Annotated in this window: 23 protein-coding genes and 1 riboswitch; of the genes, 3 read left to right on the top strand and 20 right to left on the bottom strand. The window is 34.9% G+C overall.

All coding sequences use genetic code 11. The annotated features are described in order from the left end of the window. Positions 1–14 precede the first annotated feature (14 nt). Positions 15–824 (bottom strand): AsnC family protein, encoded by an 810-nt coding sequence (locus BVF91_RS05240; protein ID WP_085112425.1) that lies wholly within the window; start codon positions 822–824, stop codon positions 15–17. A 470-nt stretch (positions 825–1,294) separates the two neighbouring features. After that, positions 1,295–1,801, bottom strand: a complete 507-nt coding sequence (locus BVF91_RS05250) for a ferritin-like domain-containing protein (protein ID WP_085112427.1) — start codon at positions 1,799–1,801, stop codon at positions 1,295–1,297. 128 nt (positions 1,802–1,929) lie between these two features. Between BVF91_RS05250 and BVF91_RS05255 the strand changes: the two genes are divergently transcribed. Beyond that, positions 1,930–2,367, top strand: coding sequence for a CBO0543 family protein (locus BVF91_RS05255; protein ID WP_085112428.1), 438 nt, complete (start codon positions 1,930–1,932; stop codon positions 2,365–2,367). On the opposite strand, the gene BVF91_RS05260 is transcribed toward BVF91_RS05255, so the two are convergent. The 5 genes from BVF91_RS05260 to BVF91_RS05280 form a co-directional block, all read right to left on the bottom strand. After that, on the bottom strand, positions 2,357–2,899 hold the full coding sequence (locus BVF91_RS05260; protein WP_085112429.1) for a phosphatase PAP2 family protein: 543 nt from the start codon (positions 2,897–2,899) through the stop codon (positions 2,357–2,359). The genes BVF91_RS05255 and BVF91_RS05260 overlap by 11 nt on opposite strands. Positions 2,900–2,912: 13 nt before the next feature. Continuing rightward, positions 2,913–4,028 (bottom strand): MGDG synthase family glycosyltransferase, encoded by a 1,116-nt coding sequence (locus BVF91_RS05265; protein WP_085112430.1) that lies wholly within the window; start codon positions 4,026–4,028, stop codon positions 2,913–2,915. Positions 4,029–4,229: 201 nt separating this feature from the next. Continuing rightward, positions 4,230–4,868, bottom strand: coding sequence for an energy-coupled thiamine transporter ThiT (thiT, locus tag BVF91_RS05270; protein ID WP_085112431.1), 639 nt, complete (start codon positions 4,866–4,868; stop codon positions 4,230–4,232). 57 nt (positions 4,869–4,925) lie between these two features. Continuing rightward, positions 4,926–5,024: riboswitch (TPP riboswitch) on the bottom strand. 36 nt (positions 5,025–5,060) lie between these two features. Further along, positions 5,061–5,528, bottom strand: a complete 468-nt coding sequence (locus BVF91_RS05275; protein WP_085112432.1) for a methylated-DNA--[protein]-cysteine S-methyltransferase — start codon at positions 5,526–5,528, stop codon at positions 5,061–5,063. Positions 5,529–5,550: 22 nt separating this feature from the next. Continuing rightward, a complete protein-coding gene (locus tag BVF91_RS05280; protein WP_085112433.1) occupies positions 5,551–5,799 on the bottom strand; it encodes a hypothetical protein in 249 nt (82 codons plus the stop codon). A gap of 141 nt (positions 5,800–5,940) precedes the next feature. Between BVF91_RS05280 and BVF91_RS05285 the strand changes: the two genes are divergently transcribed. Further along, on the top strand, positions 5,941–6,252 hold the full coding sequence (locus BVF91_RS05285; protein ID WP_085112434.1) for a hypothetical protein: 312 nt from the start codon (positions 5,941–5,943) through the stop codon (positions 6,250–6,252). Between the two features lie 43 nt (positions 6,253–6,295). Here the strand turns inward: BVF91_RS05285 and BVF91_RS05290 are convergent, their stop codons facing one another. After that, positions 6,296–7,435, bottom strand: a complete 1,140-nt coding sequence (locus tag BVF91_RS05290) for an aldo/keto reductase (RefSeq protein ID WP_085112435.1) — start codon at positions 7,433–7,435, stop codon at positions 6,296–6,298. 149 nt (positions 7,436–7,584) lie between these two features. Between BVF91_RS05290 and ltaE the strand changes: the two genes are divergently transcribed. Continuing rightward, the gene (ltaE, locus tag BVF91_RS05295) at positions 7,585–8,622 is read left to right on the top strand and encodes a low-specificity L-threonine aldolase (RefSeq protein WP_085112436.1); all 1,038 of its coding nucleotides are present in this window, start codon (positions 7,585–7,587) and stop codon (positions 8,620–8,622) included. Between the two features lie 3 nt (positions 8,623–8,625). Here ltaE and BVF91_RS05300 read toward each other — a convergent pair whose 3' ends face one another. The 12 genes from BVF91_RS05300 to BVF91_RS05355 all read right to left on the bottom strand — a co-directional run bounded on the left by BVF91_RS05300 (position 8,626) and on the right by BVF91_RS05355 (position 22,646). Further along, positions 8,626–10,491 carry an APC family permease gene (locus BVF91_RS05300; RefSeq protein ID WP_085112437.1) on the bottom strand — a complete coding sequence of 622 codons (1,866 nt, stop codon included), beginning with the start codon at positions 10,489–10,491 and terminating at the stop codon, positions 8,626–8,628. A gap of 88 nt (positions 10,492–10,579) precedes the next feature. Beyond that, positions 10,580–11,251: a beta/alpha barrel domain-containing protein gene (locus BVF91_RS05305; protein WP_013787003.1), complete on the bottom strand. Its 672-nt coding sequence runs from the start codon at positions 11,249–11,251 to the stop codon at positions 10,580–10,582. Between the two features lie 58 nt (positions 11,252–11,309). Further along, complete coding sequence (locus BVF91_RS05310; RefSeq protein WP_085112438.1) at positions 11,310–11,954, bottom strand: response regulator transcription factor; 645 nt, start codon at positions 11,952–11,954, stop codon at positions 11,310–11,312. Then, positions 11,955–13,064, bottom strand: coding sequence for a sensor histidine kinase (locus BVF91_RS05315; RefSeq protein WP_085112439.1), 1,110 nt, complete (start codon positions 13,062–13,064; stop codon positions 11,955–11,957). An 86-nt stretch (positions 13,065–13,150) separates the two neighbouring features. Then, a complete protein-coding gene (locus BVF91_RS05320; protein WP_168170186.1) occupies positions 13,151–14,293 on the bottom strand; it encodes an ABC transporter permease in 1,143 nt (380 codons plus the stop codon). 2 nt (positions 14,294–14,295) lie between these two features. Next, entirely contained in the window at positions 14,296–15,411 is a 1,116-nt protein-coding gene (locus BVF91_RS05325) for an ABC transporter permease (protein ID WP_085112441.1), read from the bottom strand. Positions 15,412–15,423: 12 nt separating this feature from the next. Next, positions 15,424–16,359: an ABC transporter ATP-binding protein gene (locus BVF91_RS05330; protein WP_085112442.1), complete on the bottom strand. Its 936-nt coding sequence runs from the start codon at positions 16,357–16,359 to the stop codon at positions 15,424–15,426. Positions 16,360–16,961: 602 nt separating this feature from the next. Continuing rightward, positions 16,962–17,603, bottom strand: coding sequence for an MBL fold metallo-hydrolase (locus BVF91_RS05335; RefSeq protein WP_085112443.1), 642 nt, complete (start codon positions 17,601–17,603; stop codon positions 16,962–16,964). 21 nt (positions 17,604–17,624) lie between these two features. Then, on the bottom strand, positions 17,625–19,391 hold the full coding sequence (locus tag BVF91_RS05340; RefSeq protein WP_085112444.1) for a MutS-related protein: 1,767 nt from the start codon (positions 19,389–19,391) through the stop codon (positions 17,625–17,627). 40 nt (positions 19,392–19,431) lie between these two features. Further along, complete coding sequence (gene argS / locus BVF91_RS05345) at positions 19,432–21,120, bottom strand: arginine--tRNA ligase (protein ID WP_085112445.1); 1,689 nt, start codon at positions 21,118–21,120, stop codon at positions 19,432–19,434. A gap of 1 nt (position 21,121) precedes the next feature. Next, positions 21,122–21,544 carry a YwiB family protein gene (locus BVF91_RS05350; protein WP_085112446.1) on the bottom strand — a complete coding sequence of 141 codons (423 nt, stop codon included), beginning with the start codon at positions 21,542–21,544 and terminating at the stop codon, positions 21,122–21,124. Positions 21,545–21,557: 13 nt separating this feature from the next. Next, positions 21,558–22,646 carry a D-alanine--D-alanine ligase family protein gene (locus tag BVF91_RS05355; RefSeq protein ID WP_085112447.1) on the bottom strand — a complete coding sequence of 363 codons (1,089 nt, stop codon included), beginning with the start codon at positions 22,644–22,646 and terminating at the stop codon, positions 21,558–21,560. Positions 22,647–22,771: the final 125 nt, after the last annotated feature.

Here is a 22,771-nt window from a genome sequence, read left to right on the forward strand (position 1 = left end):
CATTTACAAAAATTTTATAATATATTTCCATCAATATCTATAATTCCGATTTTTATAGCAGACCTAACTATTTCTAAATCATTATCTACGTTAAATAAATTGCTAAGTTTATTTAAATGTTTTCTCAACGTTCGATCTGATATGCCTATATCTGATGTTACTAATTTTCTTACCCCATTACGTACTAAAGATGATAAAATTAACTTATCTATATCATCAAGTTTAGAACTTATTATTGGTAGATTTTTATTTCTATATGATAAATATTCTTCAATATAGATAGCTATATTTTTAAGAATAGCACTTTGGTCTTTAATGCTTGGAACATTAATCCGCGACACATCAAGATATGCGACTACTTCTCCACAATAATAATCAATTATTGGTATAGCATTGCAATACCAATCTTTGAACAATTTACAATAGTGATCTTTACCACATAATTCAATCTGATTTTTATATTTCATAGCCATACTAATCGCATTTGTACCACAATCCTCAAGCCTTAAGCTACTACCTTCTGCAAAATGCAATGTGTTGAAATAATTATTAAGTTTATCATCGCAGATAAGTTTGATTATATAGCCGTTTTTATCACATAGAATAAAAAAGTATCCTTCCAAAAGAAGACATTTATACCTTAGACTTTTATCTATGAGACTATTAAACAATGACAATAAAAAACTGTTTTCTTTTTTTATGTTTATTAGCTTTTCATCACTAATTGCTTTATTAAAAATTTTCTTATTTGGATTAGCATTTATAAGTAATGATTCCCCATGTGATTCAGCAATTTCTTTTTTAATGGTCAATATATTACTCATAAATACCAACACCTTCATTAAAACTTTATTATTTATCCAATAACATTTCTTAATATATTTTCTGCAAAAATATAGAAATTCCTTTTAATTTCAAAATTTTCTATAAAACTTTGAAAAACAAAAATAAAATGCACCCAAGATTTAGACAAAAGTCTAATATTCAAGGGTGCATTTTTATTGATAGAATTGAATAAGAAATATCGCCTGAATATTTTGCGTATATAGTTAAATATCCCCGAACCCACAACATGTGTCAATTTTACAAAGATTATTATAAAACTTAAAATCAAAACACATCCTACAATAACAGTTAGCATAACAACACCTCATATACTTTTATTTACATCAATAACTTTTCAACTGTGTGCTAATAAATTCCATGATAAATCTAAATATTTCATAAAATGCGCTGAGTGATCTTCAAAATTTCAATCTTGGCTTTGTAAAACTTTAGATTAATTTTCTTAATACTATATCGCTTTTACCATATTGCTTAGATCTATGAAGTGTTTTATCTCTTCATTCAACAATGTTATTGCAACTTTTTTAGTAGAGTCAAATTTAGCATCTTTGACTATTTCATCGTAAAATATTATAGAATCTTTTTCTGCTCTTATTGCCAATTCTACAGCATCTTCAAATTTATTTATTTTCTCTAATACTTCGTCAACAGCATCTTTTGATGGAAATATAGATGTATTGTAAAGCAAAGTTAAATAAATAGATGCCTCTATGTCAAAGTACAGGCTATCATCGCCTTTTTTCTCATTTAAAAGCTTATTATAAAGCTCTTCAAATTTAGATTTATGTATAATCTCCTCCTGTGCCATGTCATCAAAAAACTTTCTCAATTTTTCGTCACTTGAAAATTTCTCTGAAGCCTTTATATAAAATTCGTATCCTCTTTCTTCTATATCTATAGCAAGCCTTGCAACTTCTAAATCAGTCAAATATTTTTTCTCAATATTGTTTAACATAACAACACCTCCCGAAAATTATTATCTTCTACTAATCATTTTATCATTACAAAATTTTCTAGTCAATTGGCTTTTAAAAACTTTAATAATTTGTTTTTGTAAAAGCCAAAATAATTCAAGGTGATGTTATGTGGTACATAATTTTTTCAATTTTTACGGTAATTATATCGCTTTTTTTGATAGATAGAAAAAAGTTAAAAGTGCTGATACCTGCTTATCTGCTTTCATCTGTGATAGGTTTCTCTTTGGATGTGATATTTGACTTTACTTTGAAATGCTATTATTACACTGATGCACATATTCCAAACGGTGTTCTATCGTTCCTGATGGAAACATTTATAGGACCACCTTATGGCATGATTTTTATACAATACATGCCAAAAGGAAAAATACGCTACATCATATACATGGCTGCATGGATATTGTTTCTGACTGCCGTTGAAGCAGTATTTCACATAAATGGGCTTCTTATTTACAACAGATGGAATTATTTCTTTTCAGTCATAACGTACATCTTCACATTGTTAGCTATAACTGCTCAATATAAATACTTGTTTAAAGAATAGGCAGCATCAAACCATACATATGTGTTATATATGAAAATAAGATACCAACCGTAGAGCCTATTATGACATCTGAAGGATAGTGCAGCCCCATGTAAATCCTCGAAAGACTCACTAAAATAGCCAGACTGACTAAAACAATCGTCAAATCAGGAAAGAAGAATGAAAAAGAAACTGCCAAAGAAAATATAGCCGTGGCATGACCTGACGGGAAGGAATAATCTCTAAGCAAATATTTGAATGTATTAGCTTCAGGCAAAACCATGTAAGGCCTTGGCCTCGTGCATATTCTCTTTAAAATCTGCACAACCAAGTGGCTACTTGTCAAAGTAGTAAGGGCTTGAATGGCAGAAAGCTTAACGCTGTTTTTCCCAAACAAAATCAATAACAAACAAGATAAAATCGTAAAATACGGTCCTCCTATATGAGTTATTTTAGGCATGATCTTATCAAGAGTTTTGCACTTTATCCTTTCATTTAAAAGGAAAAATACATTTCTGTCCTCCGCAATAATCAATTTCTTCACTCCCGACACAAATGAAACCTCCTTACACCTTCAAAGCATCATTCTTTATATGATTTATTACTACGCTGCACACCTTGTCTGCTGAATTGTATATGCCGATTTCCTCCATACGCTCCTTCATCTCATCTATCTTTTTCTTATCAGACAAAAGATCCAATATCTTTTTATCTAATTTTTCTATGTCTTTAATTCTCAAGGCAATCCTCTTTTTAAGCAAAAATTCGAGATTTCTCTCTTCTTGTCCCGGTATGGGATCAAAAATTATCATAGGCAATTTCTTAATTATGGCTTCGGTGACAGTAAGACCACCGCTTTTAGTTACTAAGACATCAGCAGCCTCCATAAATTCATGCACGTTGTTTACATGACCATACACAAATACATTATCGTCTGATATCTCCTCTATTTTAGCCTTTAAATTCTTATTAAATCCGCATATTACAGCAATCTGCAAATCTTTATGCCTCTGTATAACATTGACGGCTTTTTTTATGTTTCCGAGTCCAAGTCCACCGCCCATCACCATCACTAATGGCCTGTCTACCTCAAAACCTAAATTTCGTCTCATCTCGTTTTTATCTTTTTTGATGTAAAATTCTTCATCAATAGGTATACCTGTCACATTTATCTTGTCATCAGAAACACCCATTAAGTTCATCTGGTTTTTCATCTCTTGTGAACCGACAAAATACCCATCTATCTGGTGATGTATCCAATACGCATGGACATCGTAATCAGTCAATATGGCAAATATTGGAATATTGAGATCTCTCTTTATATGAGACAGAATAGAACAAGAAAACGGATGGGTGCATATTACAGCGTTAGGCTTTAAGTTTAATACGTAATCTTTTATAAATGTATAAACAGATATGCCTACCAGCTTATTTATGCGCCTTTCTATCTTGTCCCTTTCCATCTCATAGAGATAACCCCATAATTCAGGCGTCAATTTTAACGTCTTTAGATAAATCCTCGTCGTTAAGTAAGACAAGCTGGGAAACTTCTCCCCAAGTGGATTTTCAACGAAGGCTTCAATGCCATCTCTTTTTTCGAAGGCTTTTTTTAAAGCCATCGCCGTTCTTTTATGTCCAGTTCCTATATCTTCATAAAGTATTAAAATCTTTATTTTATCCATCAAAAAGACCCTCACAATCACTATATTGATTATCGCATTTAAACATTAAATTTAAATTAAATTTGTATTAAAAATGCGTTAAAATCTATCCATCAATATAGTTTATTTTTATTTGCTATCTAATATTATACCATCAAAATCAATTTATTGTATAAAATTTATAAAAACCCTCTTCCATTAAAAAGAGGGCTTTAATAAATTTTACGCTAAAGCTTTTTTCTTTATCATCTCAATTGCATTTCTAACTTGCGGGATAATAGAAACTGCAAAACAAATCAAGACCTCCACACCCACTAATATACCATTAACAAGAAGCGAGTAGACGACAGGATTCATGCCTTTTGGCGCGTAGCTGGCAAAGAAGAAGACACCTGATAGAAAGTGTGAGAAAAATCTGCCAAAACCGCCAACCAAAACACCAATGCTTAAGTTTTTCTTGAAAAATCCTGCAAGTCCTAAGGCGCCAAACGCCAATGGATAATCTAAGAGAAGCTGTATCCAATGCACAACATAAGGGTCTTGTATTAGCTGAAGCATTCCATAAGCCATTCCCACCGCTATGCCTGGACCTGCACCGTAATAGTATGCAAAGACAAACAGCGGAAGCATACTGGCTGGCGTTATAGAACCACCTTGAGGCCAATGATAAAACCTTATATACGATAAGACAAATGATATAGCTATTGCCAATCCACCGTACACAAGCATCTTTGCGTTAAATTTCACACTGTTTCTTAAAATGTAAAACAAAAACGCAGCGAATAGAATCGCAATTATGATGGAAAGTGTGGCAGGCTTTATTTTTGTAAAGTCGGAAAAAATGCTTACAATGTAGGACATAAAAATAACCTCCTTTTGAGGCTATGTACCGCTTAAAACAAAAAAACCGCACACCGATGCGGTCTTTTGCCGCATTCCCTTCGTAGGTATTAACCCAATCAGGTTCTAGGGGTTTGGCATCTGCCATCTCAGCTAAAAGCACCCCCAGCGGACATAGTCTATTGATTAATTTATTATCTAATTATAATAAAATTACTTTTTAAATGCAATACCTTCATGTTGCAGCAGTAATGATTTGACATTAAGTCCTCCTGCAAAGCCTTTTAGTGTCATATCGGAGCCGATGACCCTATGACACGGTATGATAATCGGAATAGGATTTTTATTGAGGGCATTTCCTACAGCCCTTGACGCATTTGGCTTTCCTACTCTCCTTGCGATTTCACCGTATGTAGCATAAAAGCCATAGGGGATCTTCATAAGCTCTCGCCAAACAGATTTTTGAAAGTCTGTCCCTTCTAAATCTAACTTTACGCTAAATTCTTTCAAGCGACCCTTAAAGTACAATCTAAGCTGTTCTTTGCAATCTGCAATAAACGAGTTTGTACCCCTTAAACATTGCAGATGTTCTTCATTAGGAAAATCTATCCTCGCTATACCATTTTCGCTTGAATATATTCTTAGCGTTCCAATGGGTGTATCTAAGTCGTCCCACACCATATTACCACATCCTGATATTTTGTTATTTGACGACAATTTCTTCTTCGACTTCATCTTCAACTTCAAAATCTCCATTAGATTCGTAAGAAGACTCGCTTGATTCTAACTTGCCTGAAGCTGCTATTTTTGCTAAGCTTTTCTCTATTGAATCAATCTTTTTCATCTTTTTTAATGTATAAACTATGTAAAATACCAAAAAAATGACTGATACAATCGGTGTAGCTAAAGCCACAAAATACTGCAAAAATAGCATAAATCCACTTTGAACCATCCTTGACACTCCCTTCTAAATAAGATATTCACTATTTATTATTTCACAAGTAAACTATCAAAGCAAGTATTATAAAAAATATTATACGTTGCTTTTTTGTTCAACAAATTTTAAAATGAAATCAAGAAGGGGTGTAATAAGATGAATTGGCTAGGTATTGTATTAGTAATTGCCGGTGTCGTTTATTTGATGTATTCCATATTAAATAAAGATAAAGTCACTTATTATACGAGAAAGGCAAAAATAAGGCTTTTAAAATCAGATGAATTCTTAAAGTTGCAGCTTAAGTTTTCCATATTAAATTCCATATACCTTATAATCTTTGGGATACTTATAATGGTACTTAATTTAAATAGTATATTTATCGTGGCATCAGGTGTTATATTTTACTTCATAAACTTCTTACTATTTTTAGAAGCCAAGAAAAAGGGATATGTTGACTACCAAAAGTAAAGCCATATTGGTGAAACTTAAGTTTCATCAATATGGCTTATTTTTAAACAGCCTCTTTAAAGTATCTTCTTACATCCTTTAAATATTCAATTATCGTCAAGTGCTGAGGGCATTTCGTCTCGCACTCTCCACATTCTATGCAAGAGCTTGCTTTTCCTTCATTTAAGTTATTATAATTTCTAAGTGCTTCATCGTAGTTGTTGTACATGTGGGCTTCATTGTATATGGCAAAGTTCTTAGGTATGTTTACGCCATTGGGACATGGCATGCAGTAGTTACAAGCAGTGCATCCTACAGGCGAAAGCCTTTCATAAGTTTCTCTGACTTTATCTACAAGTTTTACCTCGTCCTCGGTTAAGCCATTTGCTTTTGATCTTGAGGCACTTTCTATATTTTGTTTCACTTGTTCCATCGTGCTCATTCCACTTAATACAAGCGAAACCTCTGGATGATTCCACACCCATTGCAGAGCCCATTCTGCAGGTGTCCTTTTTACACTTGCACTGTTCCAAAGCTCTTTGATAGCCTCTGGCGGATCTCCAGCAAGCTTACCTCCTCTTATTGGTTCCATTACAATAACGGCTAATCCTTTTGACGCAGCATACTTAAGCCCTTTTAAGCCCGCTTGATTGTTTATATCCATGTAGTTGTACTGTATCTGACAAAAATCCCATTTATCGTAATCATCGATTATGCCTTTAAAAACGTTGTATTCGTCATGGAAAGAAAAACCTATGAATTTGACTTTGCCTTCTTTCTTGACCTTTTCCATCCAGCTAAACACATCAAGTCTTTTGTACTTCTCCCATCTCTCTTTATCCAATGCGTGTAGAAGGTAAAAATCTATGTAGTCAACGTCCAGTTTTTTTAGTTGTTCATTCAGGTATTTATCCATATCTTCTTTTTCATTAACAAGCCATGACGGAAGTTTTGTAGCTAAATACGTCTTTTCTCTGTATCCGTCTTTCAAAGCTTTGCCTACCACAATCTCACTTTGCCCATTGTGGTACGGATATGCAGTATCAACGTAGTTAACGCCATTATCTATAGCATATCTTATCATCTTTATAGCTTCTTCTTCATCGATCTTGCTGTTGTCTCCGCCTATTGTAGGCAATCTCATTGCGCCAAAACCCAATGCTGAAACCTTAACACCTGTATTGCCAAATTCTCTATACTGCATACAACCCCTCCGTATCTTAAAATTTAAATTTCTTATTTGATTATAGCACCATTGCTTTAAATAACAAAATTCCCGTAATCCCATCTATTGCTTTAGCTTTTCAACAATGTTAATCTTAAATTAAGCTAATAGATAGGAGGTAATATTACATGGAATACATCGATTTAAGAAGCGACACAGTCACGTTGCCAACTCAGGAAATGAGAGATGCCATGTACAAAGCTTTAGTAGGCGATGACGTTTATGGTGAAGATCCAACTGTAAAGAAACTTGAAGAAATGGCAGCAGACATTATGGGAAAAGAAGATGCGATGTTTGTGACAAGCGGAACACAGGGAAATCAAGTATCCGTAATGACACATACACATCACGGTAATGAAGTAATACTGGAAGAAAAATGTCATATAATTACGTATGAAGTCGGTGGTATAGGGTACTTATCAGGGGTTCAAGCTAAAACTATACGAGGAATAAATGGTATTATGGATCCAAAAGATGTTTTAAACTCCATCAGGACAGATGACATCCATTTTCCAAAGACAGGTCTTATATGCCTTGAAAATACCCACAATAGAGCAGGCGGTACCGTTATACCACTAAGCAATATGAAGGAAATTTATGAGATAGCAAAAGAACACGATATACCTGTCCATTTAGACGGAGCAAGGATTTTCAACGCTGCTACATACCTAAATGTAGACGTAAAGGATATATCAAGATACGCTGACAGCGTAATGTTTTGTCTATCAAAAGGACTTTGTGCACCCGTAGGTTCCATTGTGGCCGGCAGTAAAGATTTCATTAAAAAGGCCAGAAAGTACCGCAAAATGTTGGGTGGTGGTTTAAGACAAGCTGGGATTTTAGCTGCTGCAGGAATTGTAGCACTTGAAAAGATGACAAAGAGATTAGCAGAAGATCACGAAAACGCAAGGCTTTTAGCAGAAGGCTTAAATAACATAAAAGGCATAAAAGTTGACATGTCGACAGTTCAAACAAATATCGTCATGTCTGACATATCTGCAACAGGTCTTACAGGAGCACAATTATCCTCAAAACTTTTAGATTACGGGATTAAGGTAAACGGCAGCAATGACTACACTGTAAGATTTGTAACACACTATTACATCAAAAAAGACCATATTGACAAGGTCCTTCACGCCATAAGCACAATATTAAAAGAGCAATAAAGATTATTGCTCTTTTTTGCATTTATCTTCAATATCATCATCATCGTGAAGCTGCAGCGGCATAGTCGCAACGACGATGTGTTTGTGTTTTAACAGTTCTTTTTCTATATAAACTCTCGTCTTATTATGAAGAATGTTGTGCCACCTTTTCCTAACTACAAACTGCGGCAGTATTACTGTTATCATATCTCCTTTTTTGTAGTTGTACTCTTCCGATTCTATAAATTTAAGAAGCGGCTCGACGATTCTCCTAAATGGCGAATATTTGACAATGAGCGGTATGTCCGTATTAAGCATGGCATACCTCTTTTTTATCTTTTCACCGCTTTCTTCATCTATCGATACATTAAAAGCTATAACATGCTCTGAGATCGTCCTGGCATACCTTAAGGCCCTGATACTGGCCTTATTGACGCTCTCTATGGGCACTATTACTCTGTTGCGATAGTGATTTTCAGAGATCTTTATACATTGAAGATCTTCTGGGCTTACTCTAAGCTGTACAGCCACAGCCCTGTAATGCTTATTTATCTTAAGCATCATAAATACCAAAACAGGTATGACTATTATTACGATCCAAGCGCCTTCTCTAAATTTGGTTATTCCTACAATTACGACAACTAAAGCTGTAACAATAGCGCCTGTACCATTTATAATCGCCTTTATTACCCAATTTTTGCTTCTCGTCGTTATCCATCTCTTTGCCATGCCTGTCTGCGACAAAGTAAATGATATGAAAACGCCAATTGCATAAAGTCCTATCAAGGAAGTGACATTAGCCTTGAATGCCACAATAAGAACAGTAGCCAAAACTGAAAGCAATATTATGCCGTTTGAATAGCTTAGCCTGTCGCCTCTTTTGTTAAGCTGTCTCGGCATGTGTCCTTCTTTTGCCATTATCGCAAGTAAGAGTGGAAATCCTGAATAAGCAGTATTAGATGCCATTACCAATATGATAAATGTTGTTGCTGTAATGTAGTAGAACATGAAGCCTCTACCAAATATTTCGTTTGCTAACTGTATAATTACAGCTTTGTCTCCTGCAGTAACGTGATACATGCTTATAAGGACAGATATGCCGCCAAATGAAATCAAGACAATAGAAGATAGCAAAATCAAGACAGTAATTGCTCGTTTAACAGATGGCTCTTTAAAATTCGGCACCGCATTGCTTACAGCTTCAACGCCAGTCAAAGCAGAACATCCATTTGAAAAAGCTCTTAAAAGTAAGAATAGTGTGACTGGTTCAACGGCTTTTAAAGGTGTCGTAGGAGGCACATATCCTCCTTTTATCTTTACAATGCCTGCAATAAGCATCGCAACTATGCCAAAAACAAAAGCATACGTTGGAACACCAAAAATTCTGGATGATTCACGTATACCTCTCAAATTGCCTATCATTAAAATCAGCACAATCGCGATACATATAAGTATTGAGTAAGGCCTTAAAAATAAAAATGCAGATGTTATCTGATCAACACCTGATGACACACTAACTGCCACTGTCAAAATATAGTCGACAGATAGTGCAGCACCAGCTACTACTCCTGCTATTTTCCCTAAGTTGTCAGACGCAACTATGTAGGCGCCCCCTCCATTTGGGTAGTTTTCTATTGTCTGTATGTAAGAAAAAGTAAGTATCAATAGTAGACTGATAATAGCGGCAGAAATATAAAGCAGATTTTTATATGCCATAAAGCCTATTGCAGGCAGCAAAACTAATAAGATTTCCTCGCCGGCATAAGCCACAGAAGAAATCGCATCGCTGGACAGTATAGGAAGTCCCCATATTACGCCGTATTTCTCGTTTTTAATAGCCTTATTTGTCAGTGGTCTACCTATTAAAGCCCTCTTAAGTCTATTAAACATCATAACGCCTCCGCTTATTAATAATAACCTATTATAAATCATTATTAATTATTTATCAATATCAATTTATTTATATATTTTACTATTTTTACTGCCTTTCCTCTCTGTATTTATCCATTACGTGTGAAAATATCTCCGCATTTGTTGGGGGTGTGTACGAAATAGCATTTGCACCAGCTTCTATCGTCTCCATTATCGTCTCATCTGTAGGCCCTCCTGTGGCAATTATCGGTATATTTGGGCAAATGTCTCTTACCCTTTTCACAATCTGTGGAGTCTTTTTTGCGCCTGAAATATTTAAAATCGTTGCCCCTGCATCTACGCGGCCTTTTATGTCTTCATTTTCTGAGACGATGGTTACTATTATCGGTATGTCGATTGTAGCCCTTATCTTTTTGATTATATCATTTGCAGTAGGTGCATTGACGACGACACCCATAGCGCCTTGGAATTCCGCATCAAGTGCCAAATTGACCACTCTCTTACCTTGTGTAAGTCCACCGCCGACACCGCTAAACACAGGAATGTCTGACGCCATAATTATAGCGTGTGTAATGACAGGCTGTGGTGTAAAAGGATAAACTGCTAATATGGCATTTGCATTTGTGTTTCTTATTATAGCTATGTCTGTAGTAAAAAGTATGGACTTTATAACTTTGCCATGTATTTTTATGCCTGAAACATTTTGTATGACCTCCGGAACTCTGACCATCTTCTGTCTCAAAGGCGACACTATCTCAGGTATTGACAAATTATCCATATATATCACCTCCGAAAATAAAGTTAAAGGCATATTGTAGTATACCACAACATCGGCATCATTTAAACTGGTTTTTTTCTTTTCCATTTAAATAATAAATGGCGATCTGTGTCCTATGCTGAAGGGATGTCTTATCAAGTATAGACGATATATAGTTTTTCACGGTTCCTTCTGAAATAAAAAGTTTATCAGCAATTTCTTTGTTGGAAAGTCCTTTCGATATGAGATCCATTATTTCTATTTCTCTTTTTGTGAACATTGACATGTCAATTTTTGAATCATCACACTTACGGATTCCTTCCTTAATCTTGTCAAGAACCACATCCTGTATAACTGAATTGCCTGCATAAACCATTTTTATGGCATTCTTTATGTTTTCAGGAGAATTGTTCTTTAAAAGATATCCTTTTGCACCGCTCTTTATGACATCTACTATGTATTCATCGTCGTCAAATGTGGTAAGTATCAAAACTTTTGTCTTTGTACGACTGCATATTTCGTAAGATGCCTGCACACCGTTCATTACAGGCATTCTAACGTCTATCAGCGCAACATCCACGTCGTGTTTTAAGCAGTAGTTTAAAGCTTTTAACCCATCGTCAACGCAAGACAGCACTTCAAAGTCTTTATCCATTTCTAATATGATCTTAAGACTTTCTCTAATAAGAGAATCATCGTCGGCAATAAGTATTTTAATCGGCATTCAACATCCCTCCAATGGAAGCAAAAATATCACTGAAAATCCATTTGAACCATCTATAATGACTTTTCCTCCAACGCTTTCGCATCTCTCCTCGATGCCCTTAAGCCCAAGTCCTTTTCTTACAACATCTGTGCCAACGCCATTATCTTTCATCTCTACCTTAATAAATTTATTAAGCACATCAATGGTTAAAGAAACTTTAGTAGCCTTTGAATATTTCATGGCGTTTGTCAACAATTCTTTTACATTTTCCATTATGATATTCCACTGTGAATATGTAATCTTATCAATAATACCAGTGTATTTTAGATTTGCAGAAATATGAGTCTTTAACGCGAAATCATCCAAAACAAGCTTCAATCTGTTAAGCCCCATCTGTTCCAGTGGTGGTTTTATCTCCCTTAATGCAATTCTTATGCTTTCAAGTCCATTTCGCAAAGTATCTATGGTGCTTTGGATCATCCTTTTTGCATCATCTTTGTTTCTATCCATTAAAAGCTTCGAAGCTTCTAACTGCATCAAACTTCCTGATATTGTATGCCCAATATCGTCGTGGATTCTCTGGGACAGCCTATTTCTTTCTTCTAACTGTGTAGTGTATTTAAGCTGCCTTTCATACTCTTCATTTTTATCTATTCTTATGTATAAATCCTGTATTTTCCATCTTAACTCCTCATTCTTCCTTTTTAAGCTTTCTAATTTTTCGTATGACCTTTTGGCAAGATATGATATAAGATACGACATCAATAATATAACAATATATTCTGGTATTAATTCGCTTTTAATGAACATCATAATTGAAAGCGAAATAATAAGGCTAAACAAATCAGTAATCAATCCTGAAAATATCTCGTAAATATTAACTGGAACTAAAAATACAAAAAAATAGCTGACATGATTATACGAAAATAGCAATAAGCCAATGGATATAAGCAGCATAAGCTTTTTTATATTCTTTCTATCTGCTAAATAATACGCCATATTGATACATATATATAAAAGAATGAATGCTACAAACTCTGCCGGATATGTAGCCGCTTCTATGTATATGTATTTTATAATAATGTATAAAACAATGATCAATTTTGTCGCAATAACCCACATTTCCATAAAAATATCTCCTCAATAGACTAATTATATTTTATCCCAAAATGGTTATAATTGCACCATAAAAAATAAGGCTTAAAAGCCTTAAATTATACAAAATCCGCCGTTTTATTAGACATCTTCATTTTATACGATGCAATTAGTATAAAAGTTAAGGAGAATGCCAGCAATATAAAAATATTTGGCAATACACCACTACTTGGCGTGGCACCTTCTATTTTTGTTATGGCATCAATAGCCCATCTTTGCGGCATAAAATAGGAAACTTTTTGGAAAATCTTTGGCATGACTTCGATAGGCCAAAAAGCGCCTCCCAACATACAGCTTGGAGTTATAATCAATGTCGACAGCCCCCCAGATTGAACAGTAGAATCGCTAAATGCTACGATAAGCATACTAAGCCCTATAGCAGATAGCCCAAATGCAATAAGAATTACAAATATTTCTAAAAGAGATTTATCAAAAGGCAGCTTCAGAAACACAGCCAAAAGCAACATGATCATCCCTATCTGAAACAAAGTCACTATCATATTCACTATAAAGTTGCTTAGTGCATATACAATGGATTTGACGGGTGCAGCGCATATCCTGGAGTAAGTTTTATCTCGTTTTTCATGAAGCATAAGCTCTGCTATCCTGCTTGTTCCCAGCATCAAAAACATTATAAACATTCCTACGCTGCGTGTCATTATATCGTTAATTGCGCTTTTGTCTTTAACTGTGTATTCGCCTAACTTTACCAAGGCATTTCTTTCATATTCTTGGTACATTTTATAAAAAGTGCTACTATCGCCATTAGAAGAAATCGACAGGTATTTTAAATTGCTGATGTATTCATCAACATAATTTTTTACGGCTAATGCGACTTCTTTGCCTTTAATGGACACAATTTGAACTTTTAAAGATTTATCTTCTATTATGCTTTTGCTGAAATCTTTCGGAAATATAATTGCAAAATCGATATTACCTTTTGTAACGTATTTATCCAAATTGCTTTTATCAATATTGACAACTTCGAACTTTTGAGAATCTTTAAATGAGTTTACTAAGTCTTTTGATAATATGCCTGTGTCGTTGTTTATGACTCCAATAGCTAATTTTGAACTACCGGACAGATTCACAGTCAAAACTACAAAAGGTATTAAAACCGACAACAGTATATAAATCAAATTACCTTTTCTCCTGAAAAACAATTTTAAAGTATTCTTTACGAGAAGAAAAACATTTCTCACGATTAGAAAGCCTCCTTTCGGAACAAATAAGCGGATAAAAACACGAAAACAAAAGCACATGCCAAATTAATGGCTATTGCTGTTAATACGTCACCGTAGTTATTGGCAAAAGCCACATTTAATATGGCTGAATTTGTCCATTTCATTGGTGATATGTTGGACAAATTTTTAAATAAGCCTTCCGCAGAGTCTACTGAAAAATAAGAACCGCCCAAAAATGCTATAAAAGGAATTATTGCATTGATAATGCCTGATGCAACGCCGCTATTTTTAAATAAAAATCCCAGGCAAATTCCAAGACTTATCGAAAATATGATCTCACTTATTATTATCAGTGCGATTGTGTATATATCATTTCCCCAATAAGCTTTAAGTATAAACGTGCTGTACAGAAAAACTAAAATTGACTGCAAAAGAACTGATAGCGATGAACCTAAAATTTTTCCCAATAATATCTCATGTTTTTTAGCAAGAGTTGTAAGCATCCTATTGCCCGTATTTCTCACTCTCTCACTATTTATAGAGTAAATACCGCTTATAGAGCCGTAGAGTATGATTAACGTCAACATGGTGATTGAATAGTAATCGTAAGAAGACGGCTGTCTTTCACCATTTAACGACACTATTTCTGTAAAGTCGTGATTGTCACTCACATTTATTTTTGATAATGATTGTGGATTTTCCTTTGCCACGACAGCAACAACATTAAATCTGTCGACAAAAGCTTTGAGAATTGTCTCAACAATGTTTGTATCAATAGAGTCTCTGTCATTTTTATAAAATACTATATTATTTCCTCTCAAGACAATGTAACCCGCATACTTGGCATTTCTAACATCGTTTATGCCACTGGTTATTTCTTTCACCTCATGAAACCTTATCCCTATCTTCTCACAGCTATCCACAAAATTATTAAATCCTTTCGATAGCTCTTTGCTTCCGTTATCTGTGTATTCTACGCTGATATTGCTTATTTTGTGATCTCCATTAAATGTATTTGAAAAAGCAAAACCTAATATGGTCATAAGGACTATAGGAAATAAAACCATAAATAACAACGACTTTTTGCTCCTAAAGTTTTCTTTTATCTCTTTCAATGCGATTTTTAATACTCTCATAATCAATCCACCTTAATCTCTCAATTTTCTGCCTGTAAGTGTCAGAAATACCGTTTCTAAATCAGGCGTCTGTGTCTCAATATTTTTGATAGATATGCCATCAGTCGTAAAGTAGTGAATTATCTTGTCAAGATTGTTGACATCCCTATAGCTTACGATTTTTACCGTATTTTCATCTATATCAATACTTTTTACTCCGTTAATAGCTTTAAGTTTGTTTTCATCAATATCTGCTACTTCCAAGACCGTTATCATCACCGTATTAGTATCGGTAATAATTGATTTAAGCTCTTCTTTAGTACCCTCAGCAATTATTTTCCCATGATCGATTATGGAGATTTTTGTGCATATAGCTTCAACTTCCTCCATGTAATGGCTTGTGTATATTACAGTGCTTCCCATCTCATTTAGCTTTTTCACAGATTCTAAAATATGATTTCTTGATTGGGGATCTATGCCGACCGTAGGTTCATCCAATATTATTATTTTCGGCTTATGCGCTATTGCACAGGCTATATTAAGTCGCCTTTTCATTCCACCTGAAAATTTATTTGCCAGCCAATTTGCTTTGTCTTGAAGACCTACAAATTCCAACGCCATATCAACACTTTCTTTAAGTTCTCCCCCTTTAAGTCCGTAAAGACTTGCAAAAAAGCTTACATTTTCGTATGCAGACAGTTCTCCGTAGATGGCGATGTCCTGCGGTACAACACCTATATTCATTTTGGCAAAATCAGGCTCTCTTTTTATGTCTCTCTCCATCACATAGACATTTCCACTGTCTATCTTCAAAAGCCCGCATATTATATTTATAGCTGTACTTTTGCCAGCACCATTGGGACCTAAAAAGCCGTAAATCTCTCCTTCTTCAATTTCAAGATTTACATTGTCAAGTGCCACCAAATCTCCAAATCTTTTAGTCAATCTCTCAAATTTCACAGCTTTCATAAACATTCTCCTTTATTTGAATCTTACGCTTAAATCATATAACAAAAAATGATCTTTATTAAGTACAAAAAGTCACTACTTGTATATGACTTTTGTCACAAAAAAAGAGACGGCGATAACCGTCTCCATGATTATATATAAAAAGGCCCGCAATGATCTTCGCTTCAGCCTATATAAATCTTTGCACACCTGTATTAAATCAAACCTTATGACTTAATACAAGCATCTCAAAACCCATATAGACCTTTGCTCGACCATTATAAATACCTTAGAAACCTAATATAATCTCTCGACTATATTAGACCTCCAGCCTAAGTACAACGCTAAGCTATACATCTGGCCTGCGGAACTTATAATGATCTTAGCTCGACTATAATACATCTCTTTTAACCTTATATTAATCTCTATGACTAATATAAAGCCTTACAAGACATATTACAGTCTGCCCGCCGACTGATATTGGACCACTTGATCCAATATCAATCTTTGGCCGATCATCTAAGAACTTTCGTCCTTAGATGATCTTGGCTCAACCATTGCGAACCTTACGATATTATATTGTCCCCATTACAACATAATATACCTAAAAATATATGGTAAATTTATGAATTTTTATAATTCAAAGCAACCACATCGCTTCTGCCTTCTAAGTAATTTCTGTCAATTTCAATTTCATTAGACTGTATCTTCCGTCCGCCTGTCATCTTCAAGAAATTATCCTCTGTCTCAATCGGCAAATTAACGTTGCTTGTCCTAAAGTGCATTGCAATGGTCAACTTTGGTTTAAGCTGCTCAACTACTTTTACTGCCTGTCTATCATCAATCGTGTAATACCCACCAACTGGCACCATCAATACGTCAACATCTCCTACTTCTTTCACCATATCGTCTGTAAGTATGTGTCCAAGATCACCTGCATGGCACACTTTCATGCCATCAGCCTCTATTACGAATATTATGTTCTTCCCTCTTTTAGCACCATGCTCGTCATCGTGAAATACACTTACTCCTTTTATGTGAACACCATCTACATCATGTTCACCAGGAGTATTTACAATTTTAAAGTCACCCTTTACAGCTTTAAAGTAATTGTGGTCAAAATGAGAATGAGATGATGTCACAATGTCGGCTTCTGTCTCAGGCAGCGGATATCCTACAGTCTGATCAAATGGATCTGTCACTATGCTTATGCCATTTTCTAATGTTATCTTGAAGCATGAATGTCCAAAATACCGTATTTTCATATTAACACCTCCTATGCCATATTATAACACATTATCTTGTCCTATATTAATATCATTGGCACGATTCATGGCTTTATCATAAATTTCCTCCGGATAGCCTAATAGTCTTAATATCTTTATTGCATTTCTGCTTCTTGAAGGCCCTTTTTGTAAAAGATAATTAAATCGCACATCATTATCATCTACTTCTTCTTCAAAATGGTAATTATCGTATATGTCTTTTGCCAAACTCGTAAGCTCCATGTCGTGAGTCGCAGCTACGACAAAGCAATTTTTGTTTGCGAGATATTTGAGGACTTCGCAAGCTGCACTTACTCTTTCTGCCGTATTAGTTCCCCTAAAGATTTCATCCAGTATGCATAGGACTGGCACTTCTCCCCCTGTAACATCAATTATCCTTTTTAAAGATTTTGCTTCAACCATAAAATAGCTATCACCGCCAATTATATTGTCCAATGTCCCAATAGATGTCATTACATTAAAAAAACTTGATGAATAATCTTTTGCAAGGACAGTATAAAATGTCTGAGCAAATATGGCATTTATACCTACCGTCTTTAAAAATGTCGATTTGCCCGACGCATTTGAACCTGTCAACAATACACCTCTGCCTGCAACCTCTAATGAATTAGGTACGGGATCTCTTAACAATGGATGATATATATCGACTGCTTTAAAATGATATGGCAAATCCTTATCTAATACTGGTTTTGTATAATACTTCAAACTACTTTTATATGAAGCCAAAGCTATATACGCATCCAACTTTCCAAGCTCAACATATACAGTAAACAATTCATCTTTATATTTGTTAATCAAATTGATGGATCTATAGAAACTTTTCACTTCCACAAGAAACAAAACATTTATAAATGTAAAAATTCCTGTAGGGTCGCCACCTGATGAAGCCCTTTCAAAATTTTCTATCCATTTTATATTATTATAGATCTTCTTTACCTTAAAAAAAGCAGATTTCAATGTGGATAAATCATAAATCTGTCCTTTATCCATCATCTTTATTATCTCATTTGCAGATTTTAAAATTTTTGACATATATTCAAAGACGATTATGCCTTCCAACAGTTTGTTTTTAGTATTTGTATAAATCATTCCATTTATCATAACAAGTCCAATTATCAAAAGTATCCCAAACGCATGTGTAAAAGCAATAATGATTGGAGACAAAACAACTAATATAGATAACATTTGTAAAATATAATATGTGGAAATCGGATTTTGATTTATTTTTATTCCTTGCATTAGATAGTTCAAAATATCCACATCGTATTTTTTGCCAATCCTATGCAATCGGCACTGCACAGACATGGCATAATTTTTATTTTCCATAAATCCTTCAATTGCAGCATCCCGCTTTTTTAATTCTTCCTCATCAAACAAAGGACATCTAAAAAGCGAATATAAATATTGTTGTCCTGCAATTGACATTGTATGATCAAGCTTTCCAAAGATAAAATCCATATCAAGATCATTCCAGGTGATATCATCTACATCCATTTTGTGAACTTCATCCTTTTTTATTTCATCCCAAAGCCTTCGTATTGATTCAAAGTTTCGTTTTTCTTCTCTTTCAATTCCCCAGTTTTTTTCTATTTCTTCTTTTATCTTTTTCCTGATCTTATTTTGCTGGACTCTATTCACAATTATCATGATGACAATGCCTACAAAAGGCATTATGAAGAATAAATGATTCACCTGAAAGCCTAATAATAGTCCACCGCCAATAAGAACGACATATAAAAGTTCTAAAATAAATTCTACGCCTTTCATAAATACTCCTCCATAAAAATATTAGGCGGATAATCCGCCTTTACATTTTCTCTGGTGCCGTTATCTTCAGCATGTCAAGCACATTCTTTATTACAATTCTTGTAGCATCGATTAAAACTATCCTTGCTTTCATCAGTTCTTCATCAACACCTCTCACCCTGCAGCTATTGTAAAAAGTGTGAAACAGTGATGCTACGTCGAGTATATACCGCGTGATTCTGTGAGGAGCCATGGTATTTGCTGCTATTGTAATTTCTTCAGGCAAATATGCCAGTTTTTTAATCAAACTAATCTCTGTATCTTCACTCAACAATTTTAAGTTGACTTCTTTTAAATTGTCTGTATCAATCCCATCTTCCTTTAATTGCCTCAATATAGAACATATTCTGGCATGGGCGTATTGAACGTAAAAAACTGGATTTTCATTTGACTGCTCAACGGCTAAGTCCATATCAAAGTCAACAGCGCTGTCTGCCGAACGCATGTTAAAGAAAAATCTCGCGGCGTCTTTGCCGACTTCATCAATCAAGTCTCTCAATGTCACCATCTTGCCTGTCCTTTTTGACATCCTCACTACTTCTTTGCCTTTCATAAGTCTTACAAGCTGCATCAAAAGCACATCAAGCCTATCAGGGTCAATACCCAGTGCTTTCATGGCGCCTTTCATCGGTGCCACATGTCCATGATGATCGGCGCCCCATATATCGATGACCCAATCAAAGCCACGAGTTACAAATTTATTCTTGTGGTAGGCTATATCAGATGCTAAATATGTAGGAAAGCCATTAGCCCTTACTAATACATCGTCTTTTTCAGCGCCAAAAAGCGTCTCTTTAAACCAAAGAGCACCATCTTTTTCATACGTATAGCCTTTTTCCTTAAGTTCTTCTATGACTGATTCTACTTCACCGCTTTCATGCAGTGTATTTTCAGAAAACCATACGTCGTACTCTATCCCGTACGCTTCAAGGTCCTCTTTAAGTTTAGCTATGTTCTTTTTAAGTCCATACTGTATTAATGCTTTTCTCCTTTCTTCAGGATCTGCATCCTTATACTTGTCACCGTATAGTTCTAAAAATTCTTTTGCTCTTTCAATTATATCGTCGCCGTGATAACCGCCCTCAGGTACTTCTGCTTCTACACCCAATAATTGCAAATAGCGTGCTTCCAATGATAATCCAAATTTTTCTATCTGATTGCCTGCATCGTTTATGTAAAACTCTCTCGTGACATCGTATCCTGCGTAGTCCAATATAGATGAAAGCGCATCGCCTAATGCACCACCTCTGGCATTGCCCATGTGCATAGGTCCAGTTGGATTTGCTGATACAAATTCTACTTGCACTCTCTTGCCATTTCCAATATTCACTCTGCCATAATCTGAGCCTTTCTCTTTTATAAGCATCAATGCTTCAACGTTATAATCATCATTCAAGTAAAAATTCATAAACCCTGGACCAGCTATCTCTACTTTTTCAATCATGGTGCCTTCAAGTTTAAGCCCATCTTTAATTATCTCAGCGATCTTTCTTGGCGGCATCTTTGCAGATTTCGCCATTATCATAGCTGTGTTTATAGCTAAATCTCCAAATTGTTTTTCTTTAGGCTCCTCTATTTCCACTGATGGAATTTCTTCAATATTTAAAAGACCATTCTTTTTAGCTTCCTCTATAGAGTTCATCACCATTTCAGTTATCTCATTTTTTACCTTTTGTACGATATTATCCAAATCAATTAACCTCCCGCACCGTTAAATGTAGTTCATTATCGCTTAATACTCTTTTATCTAAATCAATGGCATATTTGAGTTTCAACTCTCCACCATTTTCCGTCAAATTTACTTTGATTTCATCAGATTTTACGCCAAGCATTATATTGCCATAAGGTGTCACATAGTTTGATTCATGCCTCGTGTTCTTTTCAAATACCATCTTTGATTGATTGTCTCCAAATCTCATTAATATTACTGAATCTTGGCCAACTTTCAATGTAGTAGTCGTCTTGTCTAAACCGGAAAGTTCCGATTCATCGTACTTTATATAGTAGTATTCACCTTTTTTCAAAAATTCACCCTCTGTAATAAGCTCTATCGTATCTGTCTCATTTTGAGCATTCTTCTGTGTGCCTTTAACTGTAATCAAAGCTTTTTTCAAGCTAAACTCCCCTTTACCAGTTTGTACATTTTTCATTGTATGCAGATAAAGCCAATTGTATAAGCTCATCAATCAGTTTGCTGTATGGTTTTCCTGATGCCTCCCAAAGCTTAGGGTACATGCTGATTTGCGTAAATCCCGGGATCGTATTTAGCTCATTCAAGTAGACTTTACCTGTATTTTTGTCCATCAGAAAATCTACCCTGGCCATTCCTCTCACGTCCAATGCCATATACGCTTTTATTGCTAAATCTCTTATCTCCTCCATCTTAGCATCAGGTATAGGCGCTGGAATGAAAAGTTTCGATGCTTCATCAAAATACTTTGCATCATAATCGTAAAATTCATGTGCTGGAACAATCTCACCAGCGACAGACGCTTCAGGATTGTCATTGCCTAAGACAGAGCACTCAATCTCCCTTGCATCAATGCCTTCTTCTACAATAATCTTTCTATCATACTTTGCTGCAATTTTCAAGGCATCAATTAGCTCACCTTCATTGTGAACTTTTGTTATCCCTACACTTGAACCCATATTTGCAGGTTTTACAAAGCAAGGATATCCAATCTTTTGTGTTATTTCGCTTCTTATCTTGTCATGTTTATCTACGTCATTTAGATCTTTTCTGTATACAACCGTAAATTTTGGAGTTGGTATGCCAGACTCTAAGAATATCCTCTTTGAAAAGACTTTATCCATGCACAATGATGATGAAAGCACATTAGGCCCAACATACGGCATCTCAAGAAGTTCTAAAAGACCCTGTACTGTTCCATCTTCTCCATTGGGGCCATGCAAAACCGGAAAAACCACATCAATCGGATAAAATTCATAGCTCCCGTCTTTAAATGCAATTATCCCCTTGTACATAGTGGAAGGCCCTATCAAAGCAGGCACAGCTTCTTTTTCCCATTCACCTGTGGCGATTTTGTCAACATCACCGCTGTATAAATACCATTGACCTTTTTTCGTTATGCCTACCATGTAAACTTCGTACTTTTCTCTATCTATATTGTTAATTATAGAAGTGGCTGAAACCCTTGATACTTCATGCTCTCCAGACTGCCCCCCAAACAATACAGCTACTTTAAGCTTATCCATAAAAGAATTCATTCCTTTCAAATAGTATACATATAATTAATTATGTATTATTTATTAATTATATTCTAACCCTTTAGAAATATGGATTCAAGCTTAAGTTTTTCAATATAGTAAAATATTAAGGC

The organism is Thermoanaerobacterium sp. PSU-2 (genome assembly GCF_002102475.1).
Taxonomy (GTDB): Bacteria; Bacillota; Thermoanaerobacteria; order Thermoanaerobacterales; family Thermoanaerobacteraceae; genus Thermoanaerobacterium.

Coding starts and splice junctions, on each gene's coding strand:
- BVF91_RS05240 (WP_085112425.1), bottom strand. CDS start 824: ATGAGTAATATATTGACCATTAAAAAAGAAATTGCTGAATCACATGGG.
- BVF91_RS05250 (WP_085112427.1), bottom strand. CDS start 1,801: ATGTTAAACAATATTGAGAAAAAATATTTGACTGATTTAGAAGTTGCA.
- BVF91_RS05255 (WP_085112428.1), top strand. CDS start 1,930: ATGTGGTACATAATTTTTTCAATTTTTACGGTAATTATATCGCTTTTT.
- BVF91_RS05265 (WP_085112430.1), bottom strand. CDS start 4,028: ATGGATAAAATAAAGATTTTAATACTTTATGAAGATATAGGAACTGGA.
- thiT (WP_085112431.1), bottom strand. CDS start 4,868: ATGTCCTACATTGTAAGCATTTTTTCCGACTTTACAAAAATAAAGCCT.
- BVF91_RS05275 (WP_085112432.1), bottom strand. CDS start 5,528: ATGGTGTGGGACGACTTAGATACACCCATTGGAACGCTAAGAATATAT.
- BVF91_RS05280 (WP_085112433.1), bottom strand. CDS start 5,799: ATGGTTCAAAGTGGATTTATGCTATTTTTGCAGTATTTTGTGGCTTTA.
- BVF91_RS05285 (WP_085112434.1), top strand. CDS start 5,941: ATGAATTGGCTAGGTATTGTATTAGTAATTGCCGGTGTCGTTTATTTG.
- BVF91_RS05290 (WP_085112435.1), bottom strand. CDS start 7,435: ATGCAGTATAGAGAATTTGGCAATACAGGTGTTAAGGTTTCAGCATTG.
- ltaE (WP_085112436.1), top strand. CDS start 7,585: ATGGAATACATCGATTTAAGAAGCGACACAGTCACGTTGCCAACTCAG.
- BVF91_RS05300 (WP_085112437.1), bottom strand. CDS start 10,491: ATGTTTAATAGACTTAAGAGGGCTTTAATAGGTAGACCACTGACAAAT.
- BVF91_RS05305 (WP_013787003.1), bottom strand. CDS start 11,251: ATGGATAATTTGTCAATACCTGAGATAGTGTCGCCTTTGAGACAGAAG.
- BVF91_RS05310 (WP_085112438.1), bottom strand. CDS start 11,954: ATGCCGATTAAAATACTTATTGCCGACGATGATTCTCTTATTAGAGAA.
- BVF91_RS05315 (WP_085112439.1), bottom strand. CDS start 13,064: ATGGAAATGTGGGTTATTGCGACAAAATTGATCATTGTTTTATACATT.
- BVF91_RS05325 (WP_085112441.1), bottom strand. CDS start 15,411: ATGAGAGTATTAAAAATCGCATTGAAAGAGATAAAAGAAAACTTTAGG.
- BVF91_RS05330 (WP_085112442.1), bottom strand. CDS start 16,359: ATGAAAGCTGTGAAATTTGAGAGATTGACTAAAAGATTTGGAGATTTG.
- BVF91_RS05335 (WP_085112443.1), bottom strand. CDS start 17,603: ATGAAAATACGGTATTTTGGACATTCATGCTTCAAGATAACATTAGAA.
- BVF91_RS05340 (WP_085112444.1), bottom strand. CDS start 19,391: ATGAAAGGCGTAGAATTTATTTTAGAACTTTTATATGTCGTTCTTATT.
- BVF91_RS05355 (WP_085112447.1), bottom strand. CDS start 22,646: ATGGATAAGCTTAAAGTAGCTGTATTGTTTGGGGGGCAGTCTGGAGAG.